We start from the raw sequence: 18657 nt of genomic DNA, 5'->3' as shown, positions 1-18657 counted from the left end.
GACTCCTCGTGGACGGGCGGGGGCGACAGGTCACCCGGTGGGCCGCATCATGACCAGCCGGCGGTCCGGCAGATGGCCGGTGAGGGCGACGGTGGGGCCGTGGTAGAGACCGCTCGGATCCGGTACGTCGGAGGGGACCGGGACCTCGGCAGCCGGCGGGCGGTCCGAGGCGCCGGACACGGGCGGGAACGGGGCGGCGGTCTCGATCAGGTTCTGGTAGTACTCCAGCGACTTGGCCATGTCGACGGTGACCGCGGCGGTCACCCGGCCCCGGAAGCCGTAGACCATCGCCAGCCGGCGCGCCTCCAACGACCCCTGGGCGATGACCACATGGTCGGAGAAGGTCGGCACGCCCACGGACTTGATGTTGAGTCCGAACTGGCTCGACCAGAAAGTGGGGACCGCGAGGTGCGGGCGCCGCCGGGGTTCCGGGCTGACCATGTTGTGGGCGGCGACCTCGGCCTGCTCCACCGCGTTGCGCCAGTGCTCCAGCGAGAGCAGCTGGTAGTCGAACAGCGGATGCGGGAAGCGGGAGACGTCGCCGGCCACGAAGACGTCGTCGGTGACGATCCCGTACATGTTGAAGGCGCGGCACCCGGCGTCGCAGGCGACTCCGCGGACCCCGGCGGCCAGCCCGGACTCGGCCAGCCACTCGACGTTGCGGACCGCGCCCATGGCGACGACGCACACGTCCGCGTCGATCCGGCTGCCGTCGGAGAGGTCCGCGCCGGTGAAGCGGCCGTCGCCGCGCAGCGCGCTGACCGTGACCCCGCAGCGCAGGTCCACGCCGTGGTTGCGCTGCATGGCGGCGGCCAGCTTCGCCAGCGTCCCGCCGAGCGCGCCGACGAGCGGTGCGGGCCCGCGTTCGGTGAGGGTGACCTCGATGCCCCGCTCCCGGCAGGCCGAGGCGATCTCGGAGCCGGTGAAGCCGCCGCCGATCACCAGGACCCGGCGCGGTCCGGCGTTCAGCCGTTCGGCCAGCAGTTCCGCGTCGTCGCTGGTGCGCAGGGTGAACACCCCGTCAAGGGCCGCCTCCTGCGGATGCGGCCACGGCCGGGCCCGGGTTCCGGTGGCGATCAGCACCCGGTCGTACGGCAGCGACTCCCCGTCGGCCAGCAGCACCTGTTTGCGGCCCGTGTCCAGTCCGGTGGCGGGCACGCCGAGCCGCCACTCGGCGTGCGGATCGCGGCGCATCGGCAGCCCGGTTGAGTGCGCCGGAACCTTGCCGAACAGGACCTGTTTGGACAGCGGCGGACGGTCGTAGGGCGGATGCGGTTCGTCCCCGACGATGGTCAGGGAGCCGGTGAAGCCCTCGTCACGCAGTCTCTCGGCGGCCCGCAGCCCGGCCAGCGAGGCGCCGACGACGACGATCCTGCTCTGCAGGAGGTCACCGGGCACCGGGGCTCACCTCCTCGCCCAGCAGGATGGCCTGGACGGGACAGGCCGCCGCCGCCTGACGGGCGCGTTCGCGTTGCACTTCGGGAACGGCCGGTTGGTACAGCAACGCCTCCTGGTCGTGCAGCGTGAACACCTCCGGGGCGAGGAACACGCACTGGGCATAGCCCTGGCAACGGGTGAGGTCCACCACGATCTGCATCGCTGGTCACTCCCTCCGGCACGCCGGCCCCTCCTTCCTTTGTAGTCCCGGCGGGGACCGTGCGCGCGCCGGGACGAGGCGGCCCCGGATATCCGTTCGCTCCACGAAGACCCGCGTCCTACGCTCGCCCCATGACCAAGCCCCTCGTGGCCGTCCTCAGCGGCGCAGGTGTCTCCACGGATTCCGGGATCCCCGACTACCGCGGGCCGAACGGACTGTGGCGGCGCGATCCCGAGGCCGAGAAGCTCGTGACGTACGAGTACTACATGCGCGACCCGGAGATCCGGCGGCGGTCCTGGCAGCTGCGGCGCGGCAACCGCGCGCTGCGGGCGGAGCCGAACGCCGCGCACCGTGCCGTGGCCGAGCTGGAGCGCTCCGGGATTCCGGTGCGGGTGATCACGCAGAACGTGGACGGTCTGCACCAGCTCGCCGGTCTGCCCGCCCGCAAGGTGCTCGAACTGCACGGTACGGCGCGCAGTGTCGTCTGTACGAAGTGTCATGCGCGCGGGCCGATGGAGGACGCCCTCGCCCGGGTCGAGGCCGGTGAGGAGGATCCGCCGTGCCTGGAATGCGGCGGGATCCTGAAGTCGGCGACCGTGATGTTCGGGGAGCGGCTGGATCCGCTGGTGCTGGGCGAGGCGCTGGCGATCGCCAAGGCCTGCACGCTGTTCATCGCGGTCGGCAGCAGCTTGCAGGTCCAGCCGGCCGCGGGTCTGGCCGGCGTGGCCGCCGACAACGGCGCCCGGCTGATCATCGTCAATGCCGAGCCGACGCCGTACGACGACCGCGCGCAGGAGGTCATCCGCGAGCCGATCGGCACGTCCCTGCCGGCGCTGCTGACCCGGGTCCGCGAGGACACCCCCGCCTGACACACACGTGCTGTCCTGCCGCCGTCACGCCCGGTGTTCGCGGTGCGCGCGGACGGCGTCGCACCAGTCGCCGGTCCCGGTGCCCGGGGTGCTCAGCCGGGTTCCGCGCACCTGCCCGTTCCAGGTCTCCGGCTGGAACACCCCTTCGGCGACGTCGTCCTCGGGCGCCACGAGGACCGGCAGGGACAGGGCCACCGCCATCCCGGCCTCCAGTTGCAGCCACGGGGAGGTCCACCAACGCGCCGATCGGCTCTCCTCGCCGGTGTCCGGGCGCCACACCGCGTCGGGTGCGTGCAGTTGCCGGAAGCCGAGGAGCACGATGCCGTCGACCTGCGTGAGCAGTCGGGACAGGGTGTGCCAGGGGTCGTCGCCGTGCCCGTCCCGGCCCAGCCGGACGACCTGGAACGGCTGCCGTTCGAGCCAGCCGACCCAGCGTTCCAGTGTGGTCTGCTGGCCCGGGGTGAGAATGGACGGCGCCCCGAGGAAGACGCGGACGGGGCCGGTGTCGCTGTGCGTCATGCGGTGTCTTCGCTCGCCACTCTTCCCTGCGCGTCCAGCCGGCTCGCTATGTCCGGGGGAACGTCCACGGCCGCGGAGAACTGTGCGCCGTCGAGCCGGGCCCCGGTGAAGTTGACGCCCGCCAGCCGGGCTTCGCGGAAGTCCGCGCCGACCAGGACGGCGTCGACGAGGACGGCGTTCACGAGTGTGGCACGGTAGAAGACCGCGCCCGCCGCGGTGACGCCGCGCAGGGAGGCGCCGGTGAGATCGGCCTCGAACAGGTCGGCGTTGGTGAGATCGACAACCTTCTTGTCGCCTTCCCGGCTGCCGAGATAGGAGCGGGCCAGGTTGCACCCCTGCAGGTCGGCGCTGGAGAGGGACGGGGCGTAGCGCAGTCCGTCGGCGAGGACCTTCTGGATCTGGCCCGTCTCGGACTTGCGGAGCAGTCCGGCGATCACCGCGACCGCCTCGTTGGCGTAGGGGGTACGGCCCGCACCCTGTTCGGAGTTGTTGTCGAAGAACCGGCGCATCAGGATCGCCGCGGCCATCTGCTGTGTCGTGTTGTCCGACGCCAGGGATTCCACCACGTCCTTGAACGCCGCGCCGACCGAGGCCGACCTGTCCCGCTTCCGCTGGAAGTTCAGCACCCCGAGGACGCTGACGCCCACCGTGACGAACGTTCCGAGGATTCCGGTCCAGACCTGCACGTCACTGGCCGACATACCACCCCCAGCGTCAAGGCCGCGATCTCCTCCGCGTGACCCTACAAGGTGCGTGGTGGGCTGTCGGCCGCGCACGGACCGGCGGCGGGCGGTGTCAGAACAGCGCCGACCCGCGTTCGAAGTCCAGGAGGCGTTGCTTCCGTTCCAGGCCGCCGCCGTATCCGGTGAGGCTGCCGTCGGAGCCGACGACGCGATGGCAGGGGACGATGATGCCCACCGGATTACGGCCGTTGGCTAGACCGACCGCGCGGGAGGCGTTGGGGTTGCCGAGGGCGTCGGCGAGGTCGCCGTAGGTGCGGGTCTCGCCGTACGGGATCTTCGTCAGCTGTTCCCAGACGCTGCGCTGGAACGGGGTTCCGTGCAGCCGGAGTTCGAGCGTGAACTCCTTCAACTCGCCGGCGAAATAGGCGGCCAGCTGTTCCTCGGCCGCGGCGAAGAACGTGTCGTCGTGGGCACCGAAGGTCTCCTCGGGCGGGCGGTGGCGCTGCTCGGTCATATAGAGCCCGCACAGGGTGCCGTCGTCGGCGACGAGGGTGAGCGGGCCGTACGGGCTGTCGATCACGGTGTGCTGTTTCACGGGATGTCCTTACACCGGCAGGAAGTTGATGGGGTGGCTGTCCGTCGCCCACAGATACTGGACCGCGTACGCCCGCCAGGGCCGCCAGGCCGCGGCGCGCGCGGTGAGCGCGGCCGGGGTGGCGGGCAGGCCCAACTCCTGGGCGGCGCGCCGGATCCCGAGGTCGGTGGCGAGGAAGGCGTCGGGGTCGCCCAGGGCCCGCATGGCGATGACGTCGACCGTCCAGGGGCCGAAGCCGGGCAGGGCGAGCAGCCGGTCCCGGGCCCGGGACCAGTCGCTCTCGACGCCCAGCTGGAGCGTGCCGTCGGCGAGTTGACGCACCAGCGTGGTGAAGGTGGTGCGCCGGGTGCGGGGCATCGCCAGCGACTCCGGGTCGAGCGCGGCGAGCGCCTCGGGCGCCGGGAAGAGGTGGGTGAGGCCGCCCTCGGGGTCGTCGACGGGCTCGCCGTGCGCGGTGACCAGACGGGCGGCGTGGGTGCGGGCGGCGGCCGTGGAGACCTGCTGGCCGAGGACCGCACGGATCGCAAACTCGGCCGCGTCCACGGTGCGCGGCACGCGGCGGCCCGGCGCCTTGTCGATCAGCGGTGCGAGAAGCGGGTCGGTGCGCAGCTGGTCGTCGACCGCGACCGGATCGGCGTCCAGGTCGAGCAGGCGACGGCAGCGGCTGCCGGCGACGGTCAGATCGCGCAGGTCGCTGAGGGTGAGGCGGCAGGCGACATGGTCGGGCTTCGGGGTGAGCGCCACGATGCCGTGCCCGTACGGCAGTCTGAGCGTCCGCCGGTAGGCGCCGTCCCGCCACTCCTCCACGCCCGGTACCGCGGTCGCCGCGAGATGGCCGAAGAGGTTGTCGGGGTTGAGCGGGGCGCGGAACGGCAGGCGCAGGGACAGCACCCCCGGGGTGCCGGCGGTCTGCGTGCGGGGGACGCGGGCGCGCAGCTCGCTCGGGGAGAGGGCGAACACCTCGCGGACGGTGTCGTTGAAGGTGCGGATCGAGGAGAAGCCGGCCGCGAAGGCGATCTCCGCCATGGGCAGCGGGGTCGTCTCGATCAGCAGCCGGGCGGTCTGGGCGCGCTGGGCCCGGGCGAGCGCGAGGGGGCCCGCGCCCAGTTCGGCGAAGAGCTGGCGTTCGACCTGCCGGGTGCTGTAGCCGAGGCGGGTGGCGAGCCCGGGCACGCCCTCGCGGTCCACCACGCCGTCGGTGATCAGGCGCATGGCGCGGGCCACCAGGTCGGCGCGTCGGTTCCACTCGGGGGAGCCGGGGCTGGTGTCGGGCCGGCAGCGCTTGCAGGCCCGGAATCCGGCCTGCTGGCAGGCGGCGGCGCTCGGGTAGAACGTCATGTTCTCCGCCTTGGGCGGGACGACGGGGCAGCTGGGCCGGCAGTAGATCCGGGTGGTCAGGACGGCCGTGAAGAACCAGCCGTCGAACCGCGCGTCCTTGGACCGCACGGCCCGTACGCAGCGCTCCTGGTCGAGGTGCATCCCTTTCTGCATGGCTCCAGCATCGGCCACCGGCCGCCGTGGAGCTGGCGAGAATCCGACGTCGACGTGCCCTGTCCTGGTGCGCCCCGGATCGCCGTGCGGCGGGGCGGCGCGATCAGCCGGCGAGCTGCGGGTACAGCGACGCCAGATCGCCCGACAGCGCCGACTTGACCTGGCGCGTGACGTCGTCGCCCAGCACCTCGTACGCGCCCGCCTCGACGCCGTCCAGGGCCGCCACGGCGATGTCGCGGGCGGTCGACTTGGGCGCGTCGAGGCCCGCCGTCATCTCCGTGTCGACGTACGCCATGTGCAGGCCGGTCACCGCGATGCCGCGCGGGCGCAGCTCCAGCCGCAGGCTGTTGGTCTGCGACCAGAGCGCGGCCTTGGTGGAGCTGTAGGAACTGCCGTCGGCGAGCCAGGACAGGACGGAGTGGACGTTCAGGACGTGACCGCCGCCGTTGCGCTCGATCACCGGGACGAAGGCGCGGGTCAGCAGCAGCGGGCCGTAGTAGTTCACGTCGAACTCCGCGCGGATGTCGTCGAGCGGCGAGGTGAGGAAGCGCGTCCGCGTGGAGATCCCGGCGTTGTTGATCAGCACGGTGACGTCCCCGGCCCGTTCGGCCGCCGCCGCCACCGAGTCGGGGTCGGTGACCTCCAGTGCCAGCGGTACGGCGTCGGGGTGGGCGACGGAGCGCGGGTCGCGGGCGGTGGCGTACACCTTGCCGGCGCCGCGCGCGTACGCCTCCTCCACCAGCGCCTTGCCGATGCCCCGGCTGCCGCCGGTGACGAGGACGACGGAGTTCTTGATCGCGGTCATGGCTGTCCTTGAAGAGGTGAGAAACCGATCGGTTTCCAGCATCGTAAACCGATCGGTTTCCTTCTTCAAACGTCAGGGGGCGCGCCAGATGTTGTCGAAGGCCGCGTCCTCGATGCTGCGCCGCTGCCGCACCGCCTCCAGCTCCACCACCGCGCCGTTCACGGCGGCCAGGACGGTCACGACGGTGTCGGGGAGCCCCGCGGGTCCCCCGGCCGGCTCCTCCCGCAGCCCCACGGCGGCACCCAGCGCGGCCAGGACCGGTTCGCCCGAGGTCCAGCGCTCGGCGGCGCGGCCGCGTTCCGCCGGGTCGCCGAGCCGGGTCCGGCCGGTGCGCAGGGAGAGCCGACGGCCGCGTCGCCGGTCGCCCTCGCCCGCCGCCCTCAGGGCGTCGAGATAGGCGGCGGCCAGGCCGCGGCCCCGGCGCCACAGCCAGTCCTCGACGGACTCGTACGGGCGCTCCCGGACGAGCGCCGATACGGCCTCGTCCAGCAGGGGGTCGCCCATGCCCAGCGGGAGGCCCGGCACGATGCGGTCGCCGTCCAGGCCGACGGCCTCGGCCCGCAGGAGGTCGATCAGTTCGGCTCCCGCGAGGGCCAGCGAGAGGTCGCCCTGCCCGGCGGAGTGGTCGGCGGCGGTGTCCAGCGCGACGATCAGAAAGTCTCGCGGTGTGGTCATGTCGGCTCCTGGTGGGGGGTGCCATGCCTGCGGCTGTCCATGGCACCGTCGTGGTCCCCGCGGCGCTGTGGGGCACCGGTTCGGCAACCCGCCGTGGGGCGACAGGCCAGCAGCCGTCCGCGGCAACATCGTGGCTGATCGCGCAGTTCCCCGCGCCCCTCTCAAGCACCGCCCCCTTCACACGTACCGCATGCCGGAACCGGCAAACCGCCGTCGGCGCCAGACCGGCAGCCGACCGCGGCAGCGTCGTAGCCGGTCGCGCAGTTCCCCGCGCCCCTCTCAAGCACCACCCCCTTCACACGTACCGCATGCCGGAACCGGCAAACCGCCGTCGGCGCCAGACCGGCAGCCGACCGCGGCAGCGTCGTAGCTGATCGCGCAGTTCCCCGCGCTCCTCTGAGGTACCGGCCGTGCCAGGTTGTCTGTCGGTGTGCCTGGGGCCGGGTGGGGCGGGACTATGGGAGCGGTGTCGCGATGGTTCACGGCCGACCCGGCCGGGAGGTGGTGGCGTTGCACTCGATGTGGGAGCACCCGCGACTCATCACCGCCGGGCTGACGTCGATGCCCCTCGCGCTGCTGGTGGTGGACCAGTTGTTGATCCCGTCGATCAGGCTGGGCCCCCTGATGGTGGGGGCGCCCGCGCTGGCCGCGGTGTTCTGCCCACCGCTCGGCGTGGTCGCCGTCATCGCGATCACCATTCCCTGCGTGGTGCTGGCGGCGGCCGGCAACCTGAACCTGGGCACCGCGAACTTCTGGGTCCAGCTCACCGCGCTGATGCTGATCTGCGCGGGCGCCGTGGGGGCCAGCTGGATCCGGGAACGCCGCGAGGACGAACTGGCCCGCACCCGTGCGGTCGCCGAGGTGACCCAGCGGGTGCTGCTGAAACCCCTGCCGCCCAGCATCGGCGACCTGTCCCTCGCCTCGGTCTATCTGGCGGCCAACGAGGACGCCGCCGTCGGCGGAGACCTGTACGCGGTCGCGGATGTCGGCGGACGCGTCCGGATCCTGATCGGCGACGCGCACGGCAAGGGCCTCGCGGCGGTGGAGACCGCGAGCTACGTGCTGAGCGCGTTCCGCCGCTCAGTCCGCCGGCGCGGACCGCTGCACGCCATGGTCACCGACCTCGAAGAGGACTTCAGGGAGGATCTGCGGGACGCCACGGCGGCGCAGCCGGACACCTCGAGCGCCTCCCTCGCCCTGGAGGAGTTCGTCACCGCCGTGGTGCTGGAGGTGCCGGAGAAGGGCGACGGACTCACGTTCATGATCAACTTCGGCCACCCGCCGCCCCTCCTCATCGACCACGGACAGGTCACCGTGCTCGCTCCCCGGTCCTGTGCGCCGCCGCTCGGCCTGGGCGATCTCGACGGCGCGTTTCCGCATGTGGAGACGGTGGACTTCCCGCCCGGCGCCACCCTGCTGCTGTACACCGACGGCGTCATCGAGGCCCGCAACCGGGCCGGCGACTTCTACCCCCTCGCGAACCGGCTGCCCGGCTGGGCGCGGCTGGCGCCCGAGGCGCTGCTCAGCGCCATCCACAGCGACCTGCGGCGGTACGTGGGCCGGGGCCTGAGCGATGACGTGACCATGGTCGCGCTGCACCGCACCCGGCCGGCGTAGTCACGGAGGGAGACGAGGAATGTGATCTTCCACGGTGGCCGCGGTGGCCGCGCAATCTCTCGCCGAGCCCGCACCGTACGTATGGACATGCAGAGATTCGGGTTCTCTGCGGGACGCCTCCCGGACGAAGCCCTGCTGTCCGGGCTGGCCACAGGTGACCCGGAACTGGCCGTCACCTTCGTACGCAGGTTCCAGCACACGGTCTTCGGTGTCGCCGTCGCCGTCACCGGGGACCCGCAGCTCGCCGAGGACGTCGCCCAGCAGACGTTCGAGCGTGCATGGCGTCATGCCCAGGTCTACGACGCGCGCCGTGGCTCCGTGTCGACCTGGCTGACCACCATCGCCCGCAACCTGGCCATCGACGCCATCCGGGCGCGGCGGCCGGAGCCGGTGGCGCCCGAGGACCTGGACTCGGTCCTCGGTGCCGTCAGCCGGACTCCGGAGCAGTACGCGCTGGCGGACGAGGCGTCGACCCGGCTGCGGGCCGCGGTGGCGGAACTGCCGCGGGAACAGGGGCGCGCGCTGGTGATGGCGGGCATCTACGGAATGACGGCCCAGCAGATCGCCGACTGGGAAAGGATCCCGCTGGGCACCGCCAAGACGCGCATCAGGACGGCGATGGGCAAGCTGCGGACCTCACTCGCATCCTCGAAGCGAGGCGACGATGGTCAGTGAAGTGACCTGCCAGAAGCTGCGGGAGATCGGCGCCGAGCTGGCGTTGGGCGTACTGCCCGGCCGGGAACGGGCGGAGGCGGTCGCCCATCTGGACAGGTGTGCCGATTGCCGGAAGTACATCGAGGAGCTGACCTCGGTGAGCGACCGGCTGATCGGGCTGCTCCCGGGCAGCGAGCCGCCGGTGGGGTTCGAGGAGCGGGTGGCGCGCAGGCTGACCGAGGCGGCGCGGGAGAGGCGCCCGCCCACCCCCGTCGCCGCCGCGTTCCCGGGCCGCCGCAGGCGGATCCGGGTGCGGCTCGCCGCCGCCGCGGCCACGCTCGTCCTGGCCGTCGGATTCGGCGGCTGGGCGGTCGGCACGGCGATCGAGGACGTCGTGGCCGGCCCCTCCTCCACGGCCGGGACCAACGGAGGCATGCTGTCGGGAGACCTGTCCTCGGCCACGAACCCCGGCAAGGCGGTCGGCGAGATCTACGCCTACCCGGGCAGGCCAGGCTGGATCTACATGGCCGTCGACCTGGCCGACGCGGGCGCTCCGCACGCGGGCAAGGTGACCTGTCTGCTGGTGCACAAGGACGGGAGCACCGTACGCGTGGGCACCTTCGCCCTGCGGCACGACGGAAGCGGATACTGGGGCAGCCCGGCCATGGTCGACCCCGCGACCCTCGCCGGCGCCCAGCTGACCTCGACCGACGGCACGGTACTCGCCACAGCACACGTAGCGACGGGCGACCGATCCTGACAACCCGGCATGGCTTCACCCCAAAGGGGCGCGGGGAACTGCGCGCTCAACCACGAAGCCGCCGCACCCACCCCCAACACACCGCCCCACGGCGAATGGCCACCCCGCCAAGTCGCACAGCGCCAACGCGGGGAAACTGCGCGCTCAACCACGAAGCCGCCGCACCCACCCCCAACGCACCGCCCCACGGCGAATGGCCACCCCGCCAAGTCGCACAGCGCCAACGCGGGGAACTGCGCGCTCAGCCACGACGCCGCCGCACCCACCCGCCGACACACCGCCCCACGGCGAGAGCCGCCCGTCGAAGTCACGACGGAGTCGCCCCGCGCGGCACAAGGCCCGGCCGGCCAGGCCCCCGTACGGCGTGAAGCCGGTGCAGCCTGGCGTACGCGCCACGGCGTGCCAGCAGGTCGTCATGGGTGCCGGACTCGACGACCCGGCCGTGATCGAGGACCACGATCCGGGTGGCGTCGCGGACGGTGAGCAGGTTGTGCGAGATGACGACGGTCGTCCGGCCGGCCATGAGGCGCCGCAACGGGTCCATGATCCGCAGCCCGGACTCGACGTCGAGGCCGCTGGTCGGCTCGTCCAGGAGCAGTACGGGCGCGTCCCGGATCATCGCGCGCGCGATCGCCAGGCGCTGCCGCTGACCGCCGGACAGCATCCGGCCGCGCTGGCCGACCAGCGTGTCATAGCCCTCGGGCAGCGCCTGGACGAACTCGTGCGCGTCCGCCGCCCGGGCCGCCGCGACGATCTCCGCGTCCGTCGCCCCCGGCCGTCCGTAGGCGATGTTCTCGCGCACCGTGCCGTGCAGCACGAGGGTCTCTTGCAGGACCACCGCGACGTTCTCGCGTACGTCGGTCAGCCGCAGCTCTCTGAGGTCGGTCCCGTCCAGGCGGATCGCGCCGCGGTCGGGGTCGTAGAAGCGCAGCAGCAGCTTGGCCGCCGTGGACTTGCCGGCCCCGCTGGCCCCGACCAGGGCCAGGATCTCACCCGGCGCGGCATGGAAGGACACGTCGGACAGCGCCGGGCGCGCGGTGCCGGGGTAGCGGAAGCAGACACCGTCGAAGTCGACGTCGCCCCGCGCCCGGCCGGTCCGCCGGGCGCCGGCGGCGTCGGTGACCTGGGGCCGCTGGTCCAGGAGTTCGAGGATCCGTTCCGCGGCGGCGGAGGCCGTGTAGAAGGTGGTGGCGAGGCCGGACAGGCTGCTGACCGGGCCGTAGAGCTTGCCGATCAGCGCCAGGAAGAGCAGCAGCCCGCCCAGCGTGAGCTGGCCCTGGGCCAGCTTCCAGGTACCCAGACCGAGCACGGCGAGGATGCCCGACACCTCGATGAGCTCGACGAGCGGCGAGTAGACGGCCCCGATCCGCGCCGAGGCCATCGCCGCGTGGAACCTGCCGAGGTTCTCGCGCTCGAAGCGGCGCTCCTCCCAGCCCTGCCGGTTGTACGCTTGGACCAGGGCCACATTGCCCAGCGTCTCCTCGGCGACCGCGCTGAGCGAGCCGCTGCGCCGCCTGCGCTCCCGGGACGCCTCCCCGATCAGCCGGGAGAAGTGCCGGGCCACGCGCCAGAACAGCGGCACGACGACCAGCGCGAGGAGGGTCAGGTCCCAGCGGAGGTAGCAGAGCAGGCCGAGGAAGACGCCCAGCCGGACCAGGTGGTAGAGGCCGTCCGCCACCCCCGAGAGCAGGAGCGTCTCCACGGCGTCCACGTCACCCGTGACGCGGGACAGTACGTCGCCGAGCCGCCGCCGCTCGAAGAACCCGAGCGACAGCCCCTGGACATGCCGGAACACATCGCGGCGCAGCGACAGCAGGAAACGTTCGCTGACCCAGGTGGACGTCACGTCGTCGGCGAAACCGAGGATGCCGGAGACGACGATGAGCCCCAGATAGGTGGGCGCGATCCAGAGGAAGGGCCGCGGATCGTGCGGGACGAGCGCGTCGTCGATCACGGTTTTGAAGAGCCACAGTTCGGCGCCGTCGACGACCGGTCCGATGAGGCTGAACAGCAGCAGGGGGGCCAGCCAGCGCCTGCGGCCCCGGGTGTAGGGCCAGAAACGCCGGAACACCTCACGCGGGGACAGCCGCGGCGCGGGCGCGACCACGGCGGCGGGGTCCTGCTCCTCGCTCGCCGCCCCGCCCGCCGACAGCATCTCCCGCAGAACATGCCGGAGGACACGCACCATGGCACCGCTCCGTCGCGACCGGACGGCGAAGCGGGCCGGCTCCCCCGGTCACCGGCCCACTCAGCCTTCCCTCACTCTCAGTAGCCAGAACGGTGGTCGTGGTCGCGGCCGTGGCCGTGGTCCCTGTCCCGCCGGCCGTGGCCGTGGTCGCCGTGGCCACGGTGATCGCCGTGGTCACCATGGTCGCCGTGGCCGCCGTGGTCGCCGTGACCTCCGTGGTCCCCGTTCCTGCTGGGGAAGAGATGACCGAAGACTGTCATTGCGTCCCTCCAATCGCTTCTCGTAGGAGGTACGCATCACGGAGGGAGTTGGATTGCGTCCGCCGGGAACTCCCGGTGCCGGCTCCGCCCTCCCCGGTCCGGCGGTGGGAGCACACCGTGAGGAGACCGGGTGCGGCTCGGCACCGACCGGGTCGCAACCGGCATGCCATGGGCGGGCATTGACGATCCGTCAGCCGTCTACGTCCGGCAGCCGGCACGTCACGGCCACCGGCCGGGTAATCGGCGGGTCACGAAGAGTTCGCATCATCGACGCGACGGTGCGTGAGGGCTTCCCGGCGAGGGGTTCACGCCTCCCTGACGTCCCCGCAAGAAGGCGAACCGGTGCTGTCGGAACGGCCGACCTCCACGACACGGTGCTCGGCGATCCCGAACTGCGGCCCTGACGGCCTCACCGGTCGGCCTCGTACGCCGCCACGCAGTCGGCCGACCGGCTCGGTCCGGTCCGCTTCCCCGCAGGCCGATCGCCGAACTCCCCACCGTCCAGCGGCGTCAGAGGCATTCGCGGGTCGCCCCGGCGGGCCAGAACACCTCCACGTCGAGGCCGCTGCTGCGCGCATAGGCCACCAAGTGGGCCGTGGCATCACGGCCGTTGGACGGCGAACCGTCCCATACCGCCAGCAGTCGGCAGCAGGTGCGCAGCAGGCTCTCGTCCGCGCCCACGCACGCCCCGCGGTCGACGGGGTCGTACTCCAGCAGCCGCACCTGATGCGACAGCAGCAGCAACTCCCCGGCGGCTCTGCGGTCGTGCTCCGCCAGCACCGCGGGAACCCCGTTCCTGGAGGGCAGGACGGTCACCAGCGCCAGTCCCGCCTTCCGCGCGGCACGGCCGAAAGCGACCGGCAGCCCCTGCCCCGCGCGGACCAGTCCGGCCCGGCCCGCCCGCGCGAAGCCCGCCAGCCGCCGGCCCAGCGCCTCCTCCAGCATCGTCAACGTGGGCTCGGTGAGGTCTGAGTGTCCCACGACAGCGATCACTTGAGGCTTCCTCTCTCCGCGCCGAGCCGACTGCCCGTCACCGTGTTCGTTGCGGCTTCCCCGGACCGGTGCCGACGAAGGCGGTCAATCCTCTCGGGCAGGAGCAGCGCGGGCCAGGGTCTCGGGGGGTGGATCGGGGGCCGTTCGGCCCTTGCCGAACAGCGTCCTCGCACTCTGTTTCAGGTCGCTCACGGTGTCCGCAGCGAGACGGAACGGGCCTGTCGCGGCTGCCATTCCAGGCCTGACGCCGGGAAATGGCGCGGATATCGCACCGCGTACCCGAGCGCCTTTTGTGATCGAGATGCGGTCCGCGGGGAGCGGTGCCAAGAATCGAACGGAGAGGCAGTGAAGCCGACAAAGAAAGGCTGCCGATCATGCGAAATAGGATCATACGCGCTCTGGCCGCCAGTGTCGCCGCGGGCATGCTCGCCAGCGGAGCGGCCGTGGCCTCTACGGGTACCGCCCTCGCAGCACCGGCGACCGCCCCCGTGGCGGACAATCCCAACGCGCCCACACCACACCCCACGAAGACCCCGAAGCACAAGAAGTGTCCCAAGGGTGAGCACTACACCAAGGTCCACGGCAAGTGGGGCTGCCACAAGAGGTAGCGACCCAGCCGGCGCCGGGGAGTTTCCGTCCACCAGCCGCACACAGCGGCACGGTTGGGGCAAGGGGACTCCCCGGTCCCCGTGACCTGCGCGAACTCCCCCTGGAGACAGGCAGTTGCGGTGCCGTCCGCTATGCCCCGGCCCGGCGTCCCGCACCGATGTGGTGAATACGGCCACCATAAGGAATACGAAGGCCAGGACGGCGCCCCTGAGTGAGGAACGCGGCGTTCGTCGGTGTTCTGGTCATCTTCGGCTCTCTCCGGTGGAGGGCAGGTGGATCAATCCCGCGTCCGTCGGACGGAAACCACAGGCGTCCACATAGAAGCCCCGCAGCCCGGGCTCGAAGTCGACGTGCAGCCACTCGCAGCCCGCCGCGCGCGCATGGACGACCGCGTGACGGACAAGTGCTGTTCCGATACCACGGCGCTGGCAGGAGCCCCGGGTCTTCGTGTCGATCAAAAAGGCGTGGTCACCGCCGTCCCACGCCACGTTCACGAATCCGACGAGGGCTCCCTCGCCGTCACGGGCCCCCACCCAGCCGAGGCTGTGCTCCTTGATCCTGCTCCACCAGCCCGCGACGGCGTTGCCGCCGTGGGACCTGACGAGATCGGCCATCTCCTCGTCGGTGATGGGGTCCCGCCACGTGTAAGAGATCGTTCCGGTCATTCCGTCAGCCTGGCCGATCGGTGCCTGCGGCGACAACACACTTCCGGCAGTGGGGAGTTCACGAGCGGGCGGGCTCCGCCGGTCGTCCGTGGTTGACCTCAAGCGCTTGAGGTGTGTTCTGCTGCCCGGTATGACGACCTTCACGATTCAGGACGTATCCCGGCGCAGCGGGCTGAGTGAGCCGACACTGCGCTATTACGAAGACGTCGGACTGGTCGGCCCGATCGACCGCGACGAGAGCAGCGGGCACCGCCGTTACGGCGCCCGGGACCTCGACACGATCGAGGCGCTGGCCTGTCTGCGCGCGGTCGGCGTCGGCATCGACGACATGCGCACCTATCTGGCGAACCGGACCCGCGGCCGGGCGGCGGCCGCCGAGCAGCGCGATCTGCTGCTGCGGCACGCCGAACGCATCGAGGCCGAGATCGCCGCCCACCGGGTACGGCTCGGCTATCTGCGGGAGAAGGCGGCGTTGTGGGACGCCCGCGACCGCGGGGACACCGCCGCGGAGACCGCGTCGACACGGCGCCTGGTGGACGCGGTCGGCCGCCTGGGGGCGCTGCGATGAGCCCCGTCCTGGTCACCGGCGGATCCGGCTATCTGGGAGTACAGCTGATCGTCACGCTGCTGCGGGCCGGTCGCCCGGTGCGCGCGACGATGCGTTCGACGGCCCACGAGGCCGATCTGCGTGCGGCGGTGCGCCGCGGCGGCGCCGACGGCACCGGCCTGGAGTGCGTCGTCGCGGACCTGACCGCCGACGACGGCTGGCCCGCCGCGGTGGCCGGCTGCGAGGAGGTCCATCATGTCGCCTCGCCGATTCCGTTCGCCGAGCCGGAGGACCCCGACGAACTGATCGTCCCCGCCCGCGACGGCACACTGCGGGTGCTGCGTGCCGCGCGCGACGCGGGCGCCCGGCGTACCGTGCTCACCTCGTCCTTCGCTGCGGTCGGATACTCGCCCAAGCCGGGCTCCGAGTTCACCGAGGCCGACTGGACCGATCCCGACACACCGGGGCTCGCGCCCTACCCGCGTTCCAAGGCGATCGCCGAGCGCGCCGCGTGGGACCTGATGGAACACGACGGCGGCGACACCGAACTCGTCGTGGTCAACCCGACGTTCATCCTCGGGCCCGCCCTCACGCCCGGCCTGCGCTCCTCGGCGCTGCTGGTCAAGGCGATGCTCGACGGGACGATGAGCGCCGCGCCGCGCCGGCGCTTCGGTGTCGTCGACGTCCGGGACGTGGCCGACCTGCATCTGCGGGCCATGGCCGCGCCCGAGGCGGCCGGCAAGCGCTACCTGGCCGTCGCCGACGGCCCGGCGCTCAGCTTCCTGGAGGTCGCCGGGATCCTGCGGCGGCGGCTCGGCCCGCTCGCCGCGCGCGTGCCCACGACGGAGGTGCCCGGGGACGACCCGCCGCGACCGGTCATCCACAACGACCGGGCTCGCACGGAACTCAACTGGCGTCCACGCGCCGCCGAGACGACGATCGTGCAGACGGCCGAACAGCTGCGCGACGCCGGCCTGTTGGAGGCGGCACCGTAACGGTCACCGGCACCGGAACGGCGCGCGGCCGATCGCGTCGCTGCTCGACGACGCGATGGCCGCGCTCACGCCGAGGATCTGACCGACCGGGCGCGCCGTCAGCCGAGCCGGCCGGCGAACACGTCGTACGCGTCCCGGCCGAAGAGGACAAAGCGGATCTCTTCGACCGCCGTCGGGATGGTTCGGGCCGTCTCCAGCGCGATGCGGGCCGCGTCCGCCATCGGCCAGCGGTAGACACCGGTGGAGATCGCCGGGAACGCGACGGTTCGGGCGCCCAGTTCGTCGGCCACGCGAAGTGACTCGCGATAGCAGGACGCCAGCAGTTCCGAGCGGTCCTCGGTCGAGGAGAAGACCGGGCCCACCGTGTGGATGACCCAGCAGGCGTCCAGGTCGCCGGCCGTCGTGGCGACCGCGCGGCCCGTGGGCAGACCCTTGCCGTACCGCGAGGCGCGGAGCGTGCGGCACGCTTCGAGGATGGCCGGGCCGCCGCGCCGATGGATCGCGCCGTCCACGCCTCCGCCGCCCAGGAGCGAGGAGTTGGCCGCGTTGACGATCGCGTCGGCGCTCTGCCGGGTGATGTCCCCCTGCACGAGCGTGATGGTGGTCATGGCTGTCTCAGCCTCCTCCACACGGCCTTCGCCGCGTTGTGCCCCGACATGCCGTGCACGCCAGGGCCCGGCGGGGTGGCCGAGGAGCAGATGAAGACCGCGGGATGCGGGGTGTGGTACGGGAACAGCGACGGTTTGGGCCGCAGCAGGAGTTGCAGGCCGGAGACCGCGCCGCAGGCGATGTCGCCACCGACGTAGTTGGCGTTGTGCGCGACCAGTTCGGGCGGACCGGCGGTGGCGCGGGCGAGAACGCGGTCGCGGAAGCCGGGGGCGAACCGCTCCAGCTGACGCTCGATGGCGTCGGTGAGGTCGCCGGTCCAGCCGCTGGGCACATGTCCGTACGCCCAGAAGACCTGCCGGCCGGCCGGTGCCCGGGTCGGGTCGGCGACGCTGGGCTGCACGGTGATCAGGAACGGCCGGTCGGGGGCCCGGCCCTCGCGGGACGCCGCACGCAGGGCGGTGCCGATCTCCGCGGTGCTCGCGCCGATCTGCACGGTGCCGGCGGAGCGCGCCTCGGGCGCGGTCCAGGGCACCGGCCCGTCGAGGGCGTAGTCGATCTTGAAGACGCCGGGGCCGTAGCGGTAACCCGCGTAGTGGCTGCCGAACCCGGCGATACGGGCCAGGGCGGTGGGCGAGGTGTCGAAGACGTACGCCCGCGCGGGCGGCAGGTCGTCCAGCCGCTTGACCTCGTAGTCGGTGTGGACGCTGCCGCCGAGGTCCGTCAGGTAGGCGGCGAGGGCGTCGGAGATGGACTGGGAGCCGCCGCGGGCCACAGGCCAGCCGCGGGCATGCGCGGCGAGGGCGAAGATCAGGCCGACGGCGCCGGTGGCGAAGCCGTCGAGCGGCGCCATGACATGGGCGACGAGCCCGGCGAAGAGGGTACGGGCCCGCTCGTCGCGGAAGCGGCGCAGCAGCCAGCTCGACGGCGGCAGACCGACGAGGCCGAAGCGGGCGAGGGTGACGGGGTCGCGCGGGAGCGCGGTCAGCGGCAGGGACATGAAGTCGCGGGCCAGGGTGTCCCACTTGGACAGGAACGGCGCGACCAGCCTGCGGTACGTGCCCGCGTCGCGCGGCCCGAACGAGGCGGCCGTCTCCGCGACGGACCGGGCCAGCACGGCGGCCGTGCCGTCCGGGAACGGGTGGGCCATGGGCGTGGCGGGGTGCAGCCACTCCAGGCCGTACCGCTCCAGGGGGAGGGCGCGGAATGCGGGTGAGCTGATCCCGAGGGGGTGCGCCGCCGAACAGGGGTCGTGACGGAAACCGGGCAGCGTGAGTTCTTCGGTGCGGGCTCCGCCGCCCACCGTGTCACGGGCCTCGAACAGCGCCACGGAGAAGCCGCGGCGGGCCAGCTCCACGGCAGCCGTCAATCCGTTCGGCCCCGCTCCCACCACGACCGCATCGAGCATCGACGGCACCTCGGACCCCTTCGTCAGCCGATGGCCACTCGAGGTCAGCATATGCCGGGGCACCGACAGCCCCGGCGGCGCGGGCAGGGGACGGGCGCGGACGCGGACGGCCCCGGTCGGG

Annotated in this window: 20 protein-coding genes; 7 read left to right on the top strand and 13 right to left on the bottom strand. The window is 72.3% G+C overall.

Translation table 11 applies throughout. The annotated features are described in order from the left end of the window. Nucleotides 1-30: 30 nt before the first annotated feature. Nucleotides 31-1398 (bottom strand): NAD(P)/FAD-dependent oxidoreductase, encoded by a 1368-nt coding sequence (locus tag CTZ28_RS39260; protein ID WP_121894548.1) that lies wholly within the window; start codon nt 1396-1398, stop codon nt 31-33. Further along, nucleotides 1388-1597 carry a ferredoxin gene (locus tag CTZ28_RS39255; RefSeq protein WP_121894547.1) on the bottom strand — a complete coding sequence of 70 codons (210 nt, stop codon included), beginning with the start codon at nt 1595-1597 and terminating at the stop codon, nt 1388-1390. Before CTZ28_RS39255 ends, CTZ28_RS39260 begins: the two co-directional genes overlap by 11 nt. A gap of 131 nt (nt 1598-1728) precedes the next feature. On the opposite strand from CTZ28_RS39255, the gene CTZ28_RS39250 reads away from it, so the two are divergent. Beyond that, entirely contained in the window at nt 1729-2466 is a 738-nt protein-coding gene (locus CTZ28_RS39250; protein WP_121894546.1) for an SIR2 family NAD-dependent protein deacylase, read from the top strand. 24 nt (nt 2467-2490) lie between these two features. Here CTZ28_RS39250 and CTZ28_RS39245 read toward each other — a convergent pair whose 3' ends face one another. The 6 genes from CTZ28_RS39245 to CTZ28_RS39220 all read right to left on the bottom strand — a co-directional run bounded on the left by CTZ28_RS39245 (nt 2491) and on the right by CTZ28_RS39220 (nt 7234). Then, nucleotides 2491-2985 (bottom strand): hypothetical protein, encoded by a 495-nt coding sequence (locus tag CTZ28_RS39245; protein WP_121894545.1) that lies wholly within the window; start codon nt 2983-2985, stop codon nt 2491-2493. After that, a complete protein-coding gene (locus tag CTZ28_RS39240; RefSeq protein WP_121894544.1) occupies nt 2982-3686 on the bottom strand; it encodes a pentapeptide repeat-containing protein in 705 nt (234 codons plus the stop codon). The genes CTZ28_RS39245 and CTZ28_RS39240 overlap by 4 nt, the downstream gene beginning before the upstream one ends. A gap of 94 nt (nt 3687-3780) precedes the next feature. After that, on the bottom strand, nt 3781-4263 hold the full coding sequence (locus CTZ28_RS39235; protein WP_121894543.1) for a methylated-DNA--[protein]-cysteine S-methyltransferase: 483 nt from the start codon (nt 4261-4263) through the stop codon (nt 3781-3783). Nucleotides 4264-4272: 9 nt separating this feature from the next. Further along, complete coding sequence (locus tag CTZ28_RS39230; RefSeq protein ID WP_121894542.1) at nt 4273-5742, bottom strand: AlkA N-terminal domain-containing protein; 1470 nt, start codon at nt 5740-5742, stop codon at nt 4273-4275. A 115-nt stretch (nt 5743-5857) separates the two neighbouring features. Further along, nucleotides 5858-6559 (bottom strand): SDR family oxidoreductase, encoded by a 702-nt coding sequence (locus CTZ28_RS39225; protein ID WP_121894541.1) that lies wholly within the window; start codon nt 6557-6559, stop codon nt 5858-5860. Nucleotides 6560-6631: 72 nt separating this feature from the next. Next, on the bottom strand, nt 6632-7234 hold the full coding sequence (locus CTZ28_RS39220) for a GOLPH3/VPS74 family protein (RefSeq protein ID WP_121894540.1): 603 nt from the start codon (nt 7232-7234) through the stop codon (nt 6632-6634). 474 nt (nt 7235-7708) lie between these two features. Between CTZ28_RS39220 and CTZ28_RS39215 the strand changes: the two genes are divergently transcribed. The 3 genes from CTZ28_RS39215 (at nt 7709) to CTZ28_RS39205 (ending at nt 10265) form a co-directional block, all read left to right on the top strand. Then, nucleotides 7709-8851 carry a PP2C family protein-serine/threonine phosphatase gene (locus tag CTZ28_RS39215; protein WP_121894539.1) on the top strand — a complete coding sequence of 381 codons (1143 nt, stop codon included), beginning with the start codon at nt 7709-7711 and terminating at the stop codon, nt 8849-8851. Between the two features lie 87 nt (nt 8852-8938). After that, nucleotides 8939-9526: an RNA polymerase sigma factor gene (locus CTZ28_RS39210; protein WP_121894565.1), complete on the top strand. Its 588-nt coding sequence runs from the start codon at nt 8939-8941 to the stop codon at nt 9524-9526. 1 nt (nt 9527) lies between these two features. Next, the gene (locus CTZ28_RS39205) at nt 9528-10265 is read left to right on the top strand and encodes an anti-sigma factor family protein (RefSeq protein ID WP_259472014.1); all 738 of its coding nucleotides are present in this window, start codon (nt 9528-9530) and stop codon (nt 10263-10265) included. A gap of 307 nt (nt 10266-10572) precedes the next feature. Here CTZ28_RS39205 and CTZ28_RS39200 read toward each other — a convergent pair whose 3' ends face one another. Continuing rightward, the gene (locus tag CTZ28_RS39200; protein WP_121894537.1) at nt 10573-12453 is read right to left on the bottom strand and encodes an ABC transporter ATP-binding protein; all 1881 of its coding nucleotides are present in this window, start codon (nt 12451-12453) and stop codon (nt 10573-10575) included. Between the two features lie 770 nt (nt 12454-13223). Further along, nucleotides 13224-13706 carry a hypothetical protein gene (locus CTZ28_RS39190; protein ID WP_183154810.1) on the bottom strand — a complete coding sequence of 161 codons (483 nt, stop codon included), beginning with the start codon at nt 13704-13706 and terminating at the stop codon, nt 13224-13226. A 374-nt stretch (nt 13707-14080) separates the two neighbouring features. Here CTZ28_RS39190 and CTZ28_RS46710 point away from each other — a divergent pair, with 374 nt between their 5' ends. Further along, the gene (locus CTZ28_RS46710) at nt 14081-14314 is read left to right on the top strand and encodes a hypothetical protein (RefSeq protein ID WP_147481264.1); all 234 of its coding nucleotides are present in this window, start codon (nt 14081-14083) and stop codon (nt 14312-14314) included. 243 nt (nt 14315-14557) lie between these two features. Here CTZ28_RS46710 and CTZ28_RS39185 read toward each other — a convergent pair whose 3' ends face one another. Next, nucleotides 14558-14980, bottom strand: a complete 423-nt coding sequence (locus CTZ28_RS39185; protein ID WP_121894535.1) for a GNAT family N-acetyltransferase — start codon at nt 14978-14980, stop codon at nt 14558-14560. Between the two features lie 130 nt (nt 14981-15110). Between CTZ28_RS39185 and CTZ28_RS39180 the strand changes: the two genes are divergently transcribed. Both CTZ28_RS39180 and CTZ28_RS39175 read left to right on the top strand, forming a co-directional pair. Next, the gene (locus CTZ28_RS39180; RefSeq protein ID WP_121894534.1) at nt 15111-15548 is read left to right on the top strand and encodes a MerR family transcriptional regulator; all 438 of its coding nucleotides are present in this window, start codon (nt 15111-15113) and stop codon (nt 15546-15548) included. Further along, nucleotides 15545-16522, top strand: coding sequence for an NAD-dependent epimerase/dehydratase family protein (locus tag CTZ28_RS39175; protein WP_121894533.1), 978 nt, complete (start codon nt 15545-15547; stop codon nt 16520-16522). Before CTZ28_RS39180 ends, CTZ28_RS39175 begins: the two co-directional genes overlap by 4 nt. 98 nt (nt 16523-16620) lie before the next feature. Here the strand turns inward: CTZ28_RS39175 and CTZ28_RS39170 are convergent, their stop codons facing one another. Together CTZ28_RS39170 and CTZ28_RS39165 are read right to left on the bottom strand one after the other, a co-directional pair. Beyond that, a complete protein-coding gene (locus tag CTZ28_RS39170; RefSeq protein WP_121894532.1) occupies nt 16621-17130 on the bottom strand; it encodes an O-acetyl-ADP-ribose deacetylase in 510 nt (169 codons plus the stop codon). Then, a complete protein-coding gene (locus tag CTZ28_RS39165; protein WP_121894563.1) occupies nt 17127-18536 on the bottom strand; it encodes a phytoene desaturase family protein in 1410 nt (469 codons plus the stop codon). Before CTZ28_RS39165 ends, CTZ28_RS39170 begins: the two co-directional genes overlap by 4 nt. Nucleotides 18537-18657: the final 121 nt, after the last annotated feature.

Origin of the sequence: Streptomyces shenzhenensis (assembly GCF_003688995.1) — a bacterium.
Taxonomy (GTDB): Bacteria; Actinomycetota; Actinomycetes; order Streptomycetales; family Streptomycetaceae; genus Streptomyces; species Streptomyces shenzhenensis_A.
This window is presented reverse-complemented; position numbering and strand designations above follow the sequence as displayed.

Excerpts from the sequence above, each read along its gene's own strand:
- CTZ28_RS39215 (WP_121894539.1), top strand. The coding sequence starts at position 7,709 with ATGGTTCACGGCCGACCCGGCCGGGAGGTGGTGGCGTTGCACTCGATG.
- CTZ28_RS39185 (WP_121894535.1), bottom strand. The coding sequence starts at position 14,980 with ATGACCGGAACGATCTCTTACACGTGGCGGGACCCCATCACCGACGAG.
- CTZ28_RS39225 (WP_121894541.1), bottom strand. The coding sequence starts at position 6,559 with ATGACCGCGATCAAGAACTCCGTCGTCCTCGTCACCGGCGGCAGCCGG.
- CTZ28_RS39220 (WP_121894540.1), bottom strand. The coding sequence starts at position 7,234 with ATGACCACACCGCGAGACTTTCTGATCGTCGCGCTGGACACCGCCGCC.
- CTZ28_RS39170 (WP_121894532.1), bottom strand. The coding sequence starts at position 17,130 with ATGACCACCATCACGCTCGTGCAGGGGGACATCACCCGGCAGAGCGCC.
- CTZ28_RS39200 (WP_121894537.1), bottom strand. The coding sequence starts at position 12,453 with ATGGTGCGTGTCCTCCGGCATGTTCTGCGGGAGATGCTGTCGGCGGGC.
- CTZ28_RS46710 (WP_147481264.1), top strand. The coding sequence starts at position 14,081 with ATGCGAAATAGGATCATACGCGCTCTGGCCGCCAGTGTCGCCGCGGGC.
- CTZ28_RS39165 (WP_121894563.1), bottom strand. The coding sequence starts at position 18,536 with ATGCTCGATGCGGTCGTGGTGGGAGCGGGGCCGAACGGATTGACGGCT.
- CTZ28_RS39245 (WP_121894545.1), bottom strand. The coding sequence starts at position 2,985 with ATGACGCACAGCGACACCGGCCCCGTCCGCGTCTTCCTCGGGGCGCCG.
- CTZ28_RS39180 (WP_121894534.1), top strand. The coding sequence starts at position 15,111 with ATGACGACCTTCACGATTCAGGACGTATCCCGGCGCAGCGGGCTGAGT.
- CTZ28_RS39210 (WP_121894565.1), top strand. The coding sequence starts at position 8,939 with ATGCAGAGATTCGGGTTCTCTGCGGGACGCCTCCCGGACGAAGCCCTG.
- CTZ28_RS39230 (WP_121894542.1), bottom strand. The coding sequence starts at position 5,742 with ATGCACCTCGACCAGGAGCGCTGCGTACGGGCCGTGCGGTCCAAGGAC.
- CTZ28_RS39255 (WP_121894547.1), bottom strand. The coding sequence starts at position 1,597 with ATGCAGATCGTGGTGGACCTCACCCGTTGCCAGGGCTATGCCCAGTGC.
- CTZ28_RS39240 (WP_121894544.1), bottom strand. The coding sequence starts at position 3,686 with ATGTCGGCCAGTGACGTGCAGGTCTGGACCGGAATCCTCGGAACGTTC.
- CTZ28_RS39175 (WP_121894533.1), top strand. The coding sequence starts at position 15,545 with ATGAGCCCCGTCCTGGTCACCGGCGGATCCGGCTATCTGGGAGTACAG.
- CTZ28_RS39250 (WP_121894546.1), top strand. The coding sequence starts at position 1,729 with ATGACCAAGCCCCTCGTGGCCGTCCTCAGCGGCGCAGGTGTCTCCACG.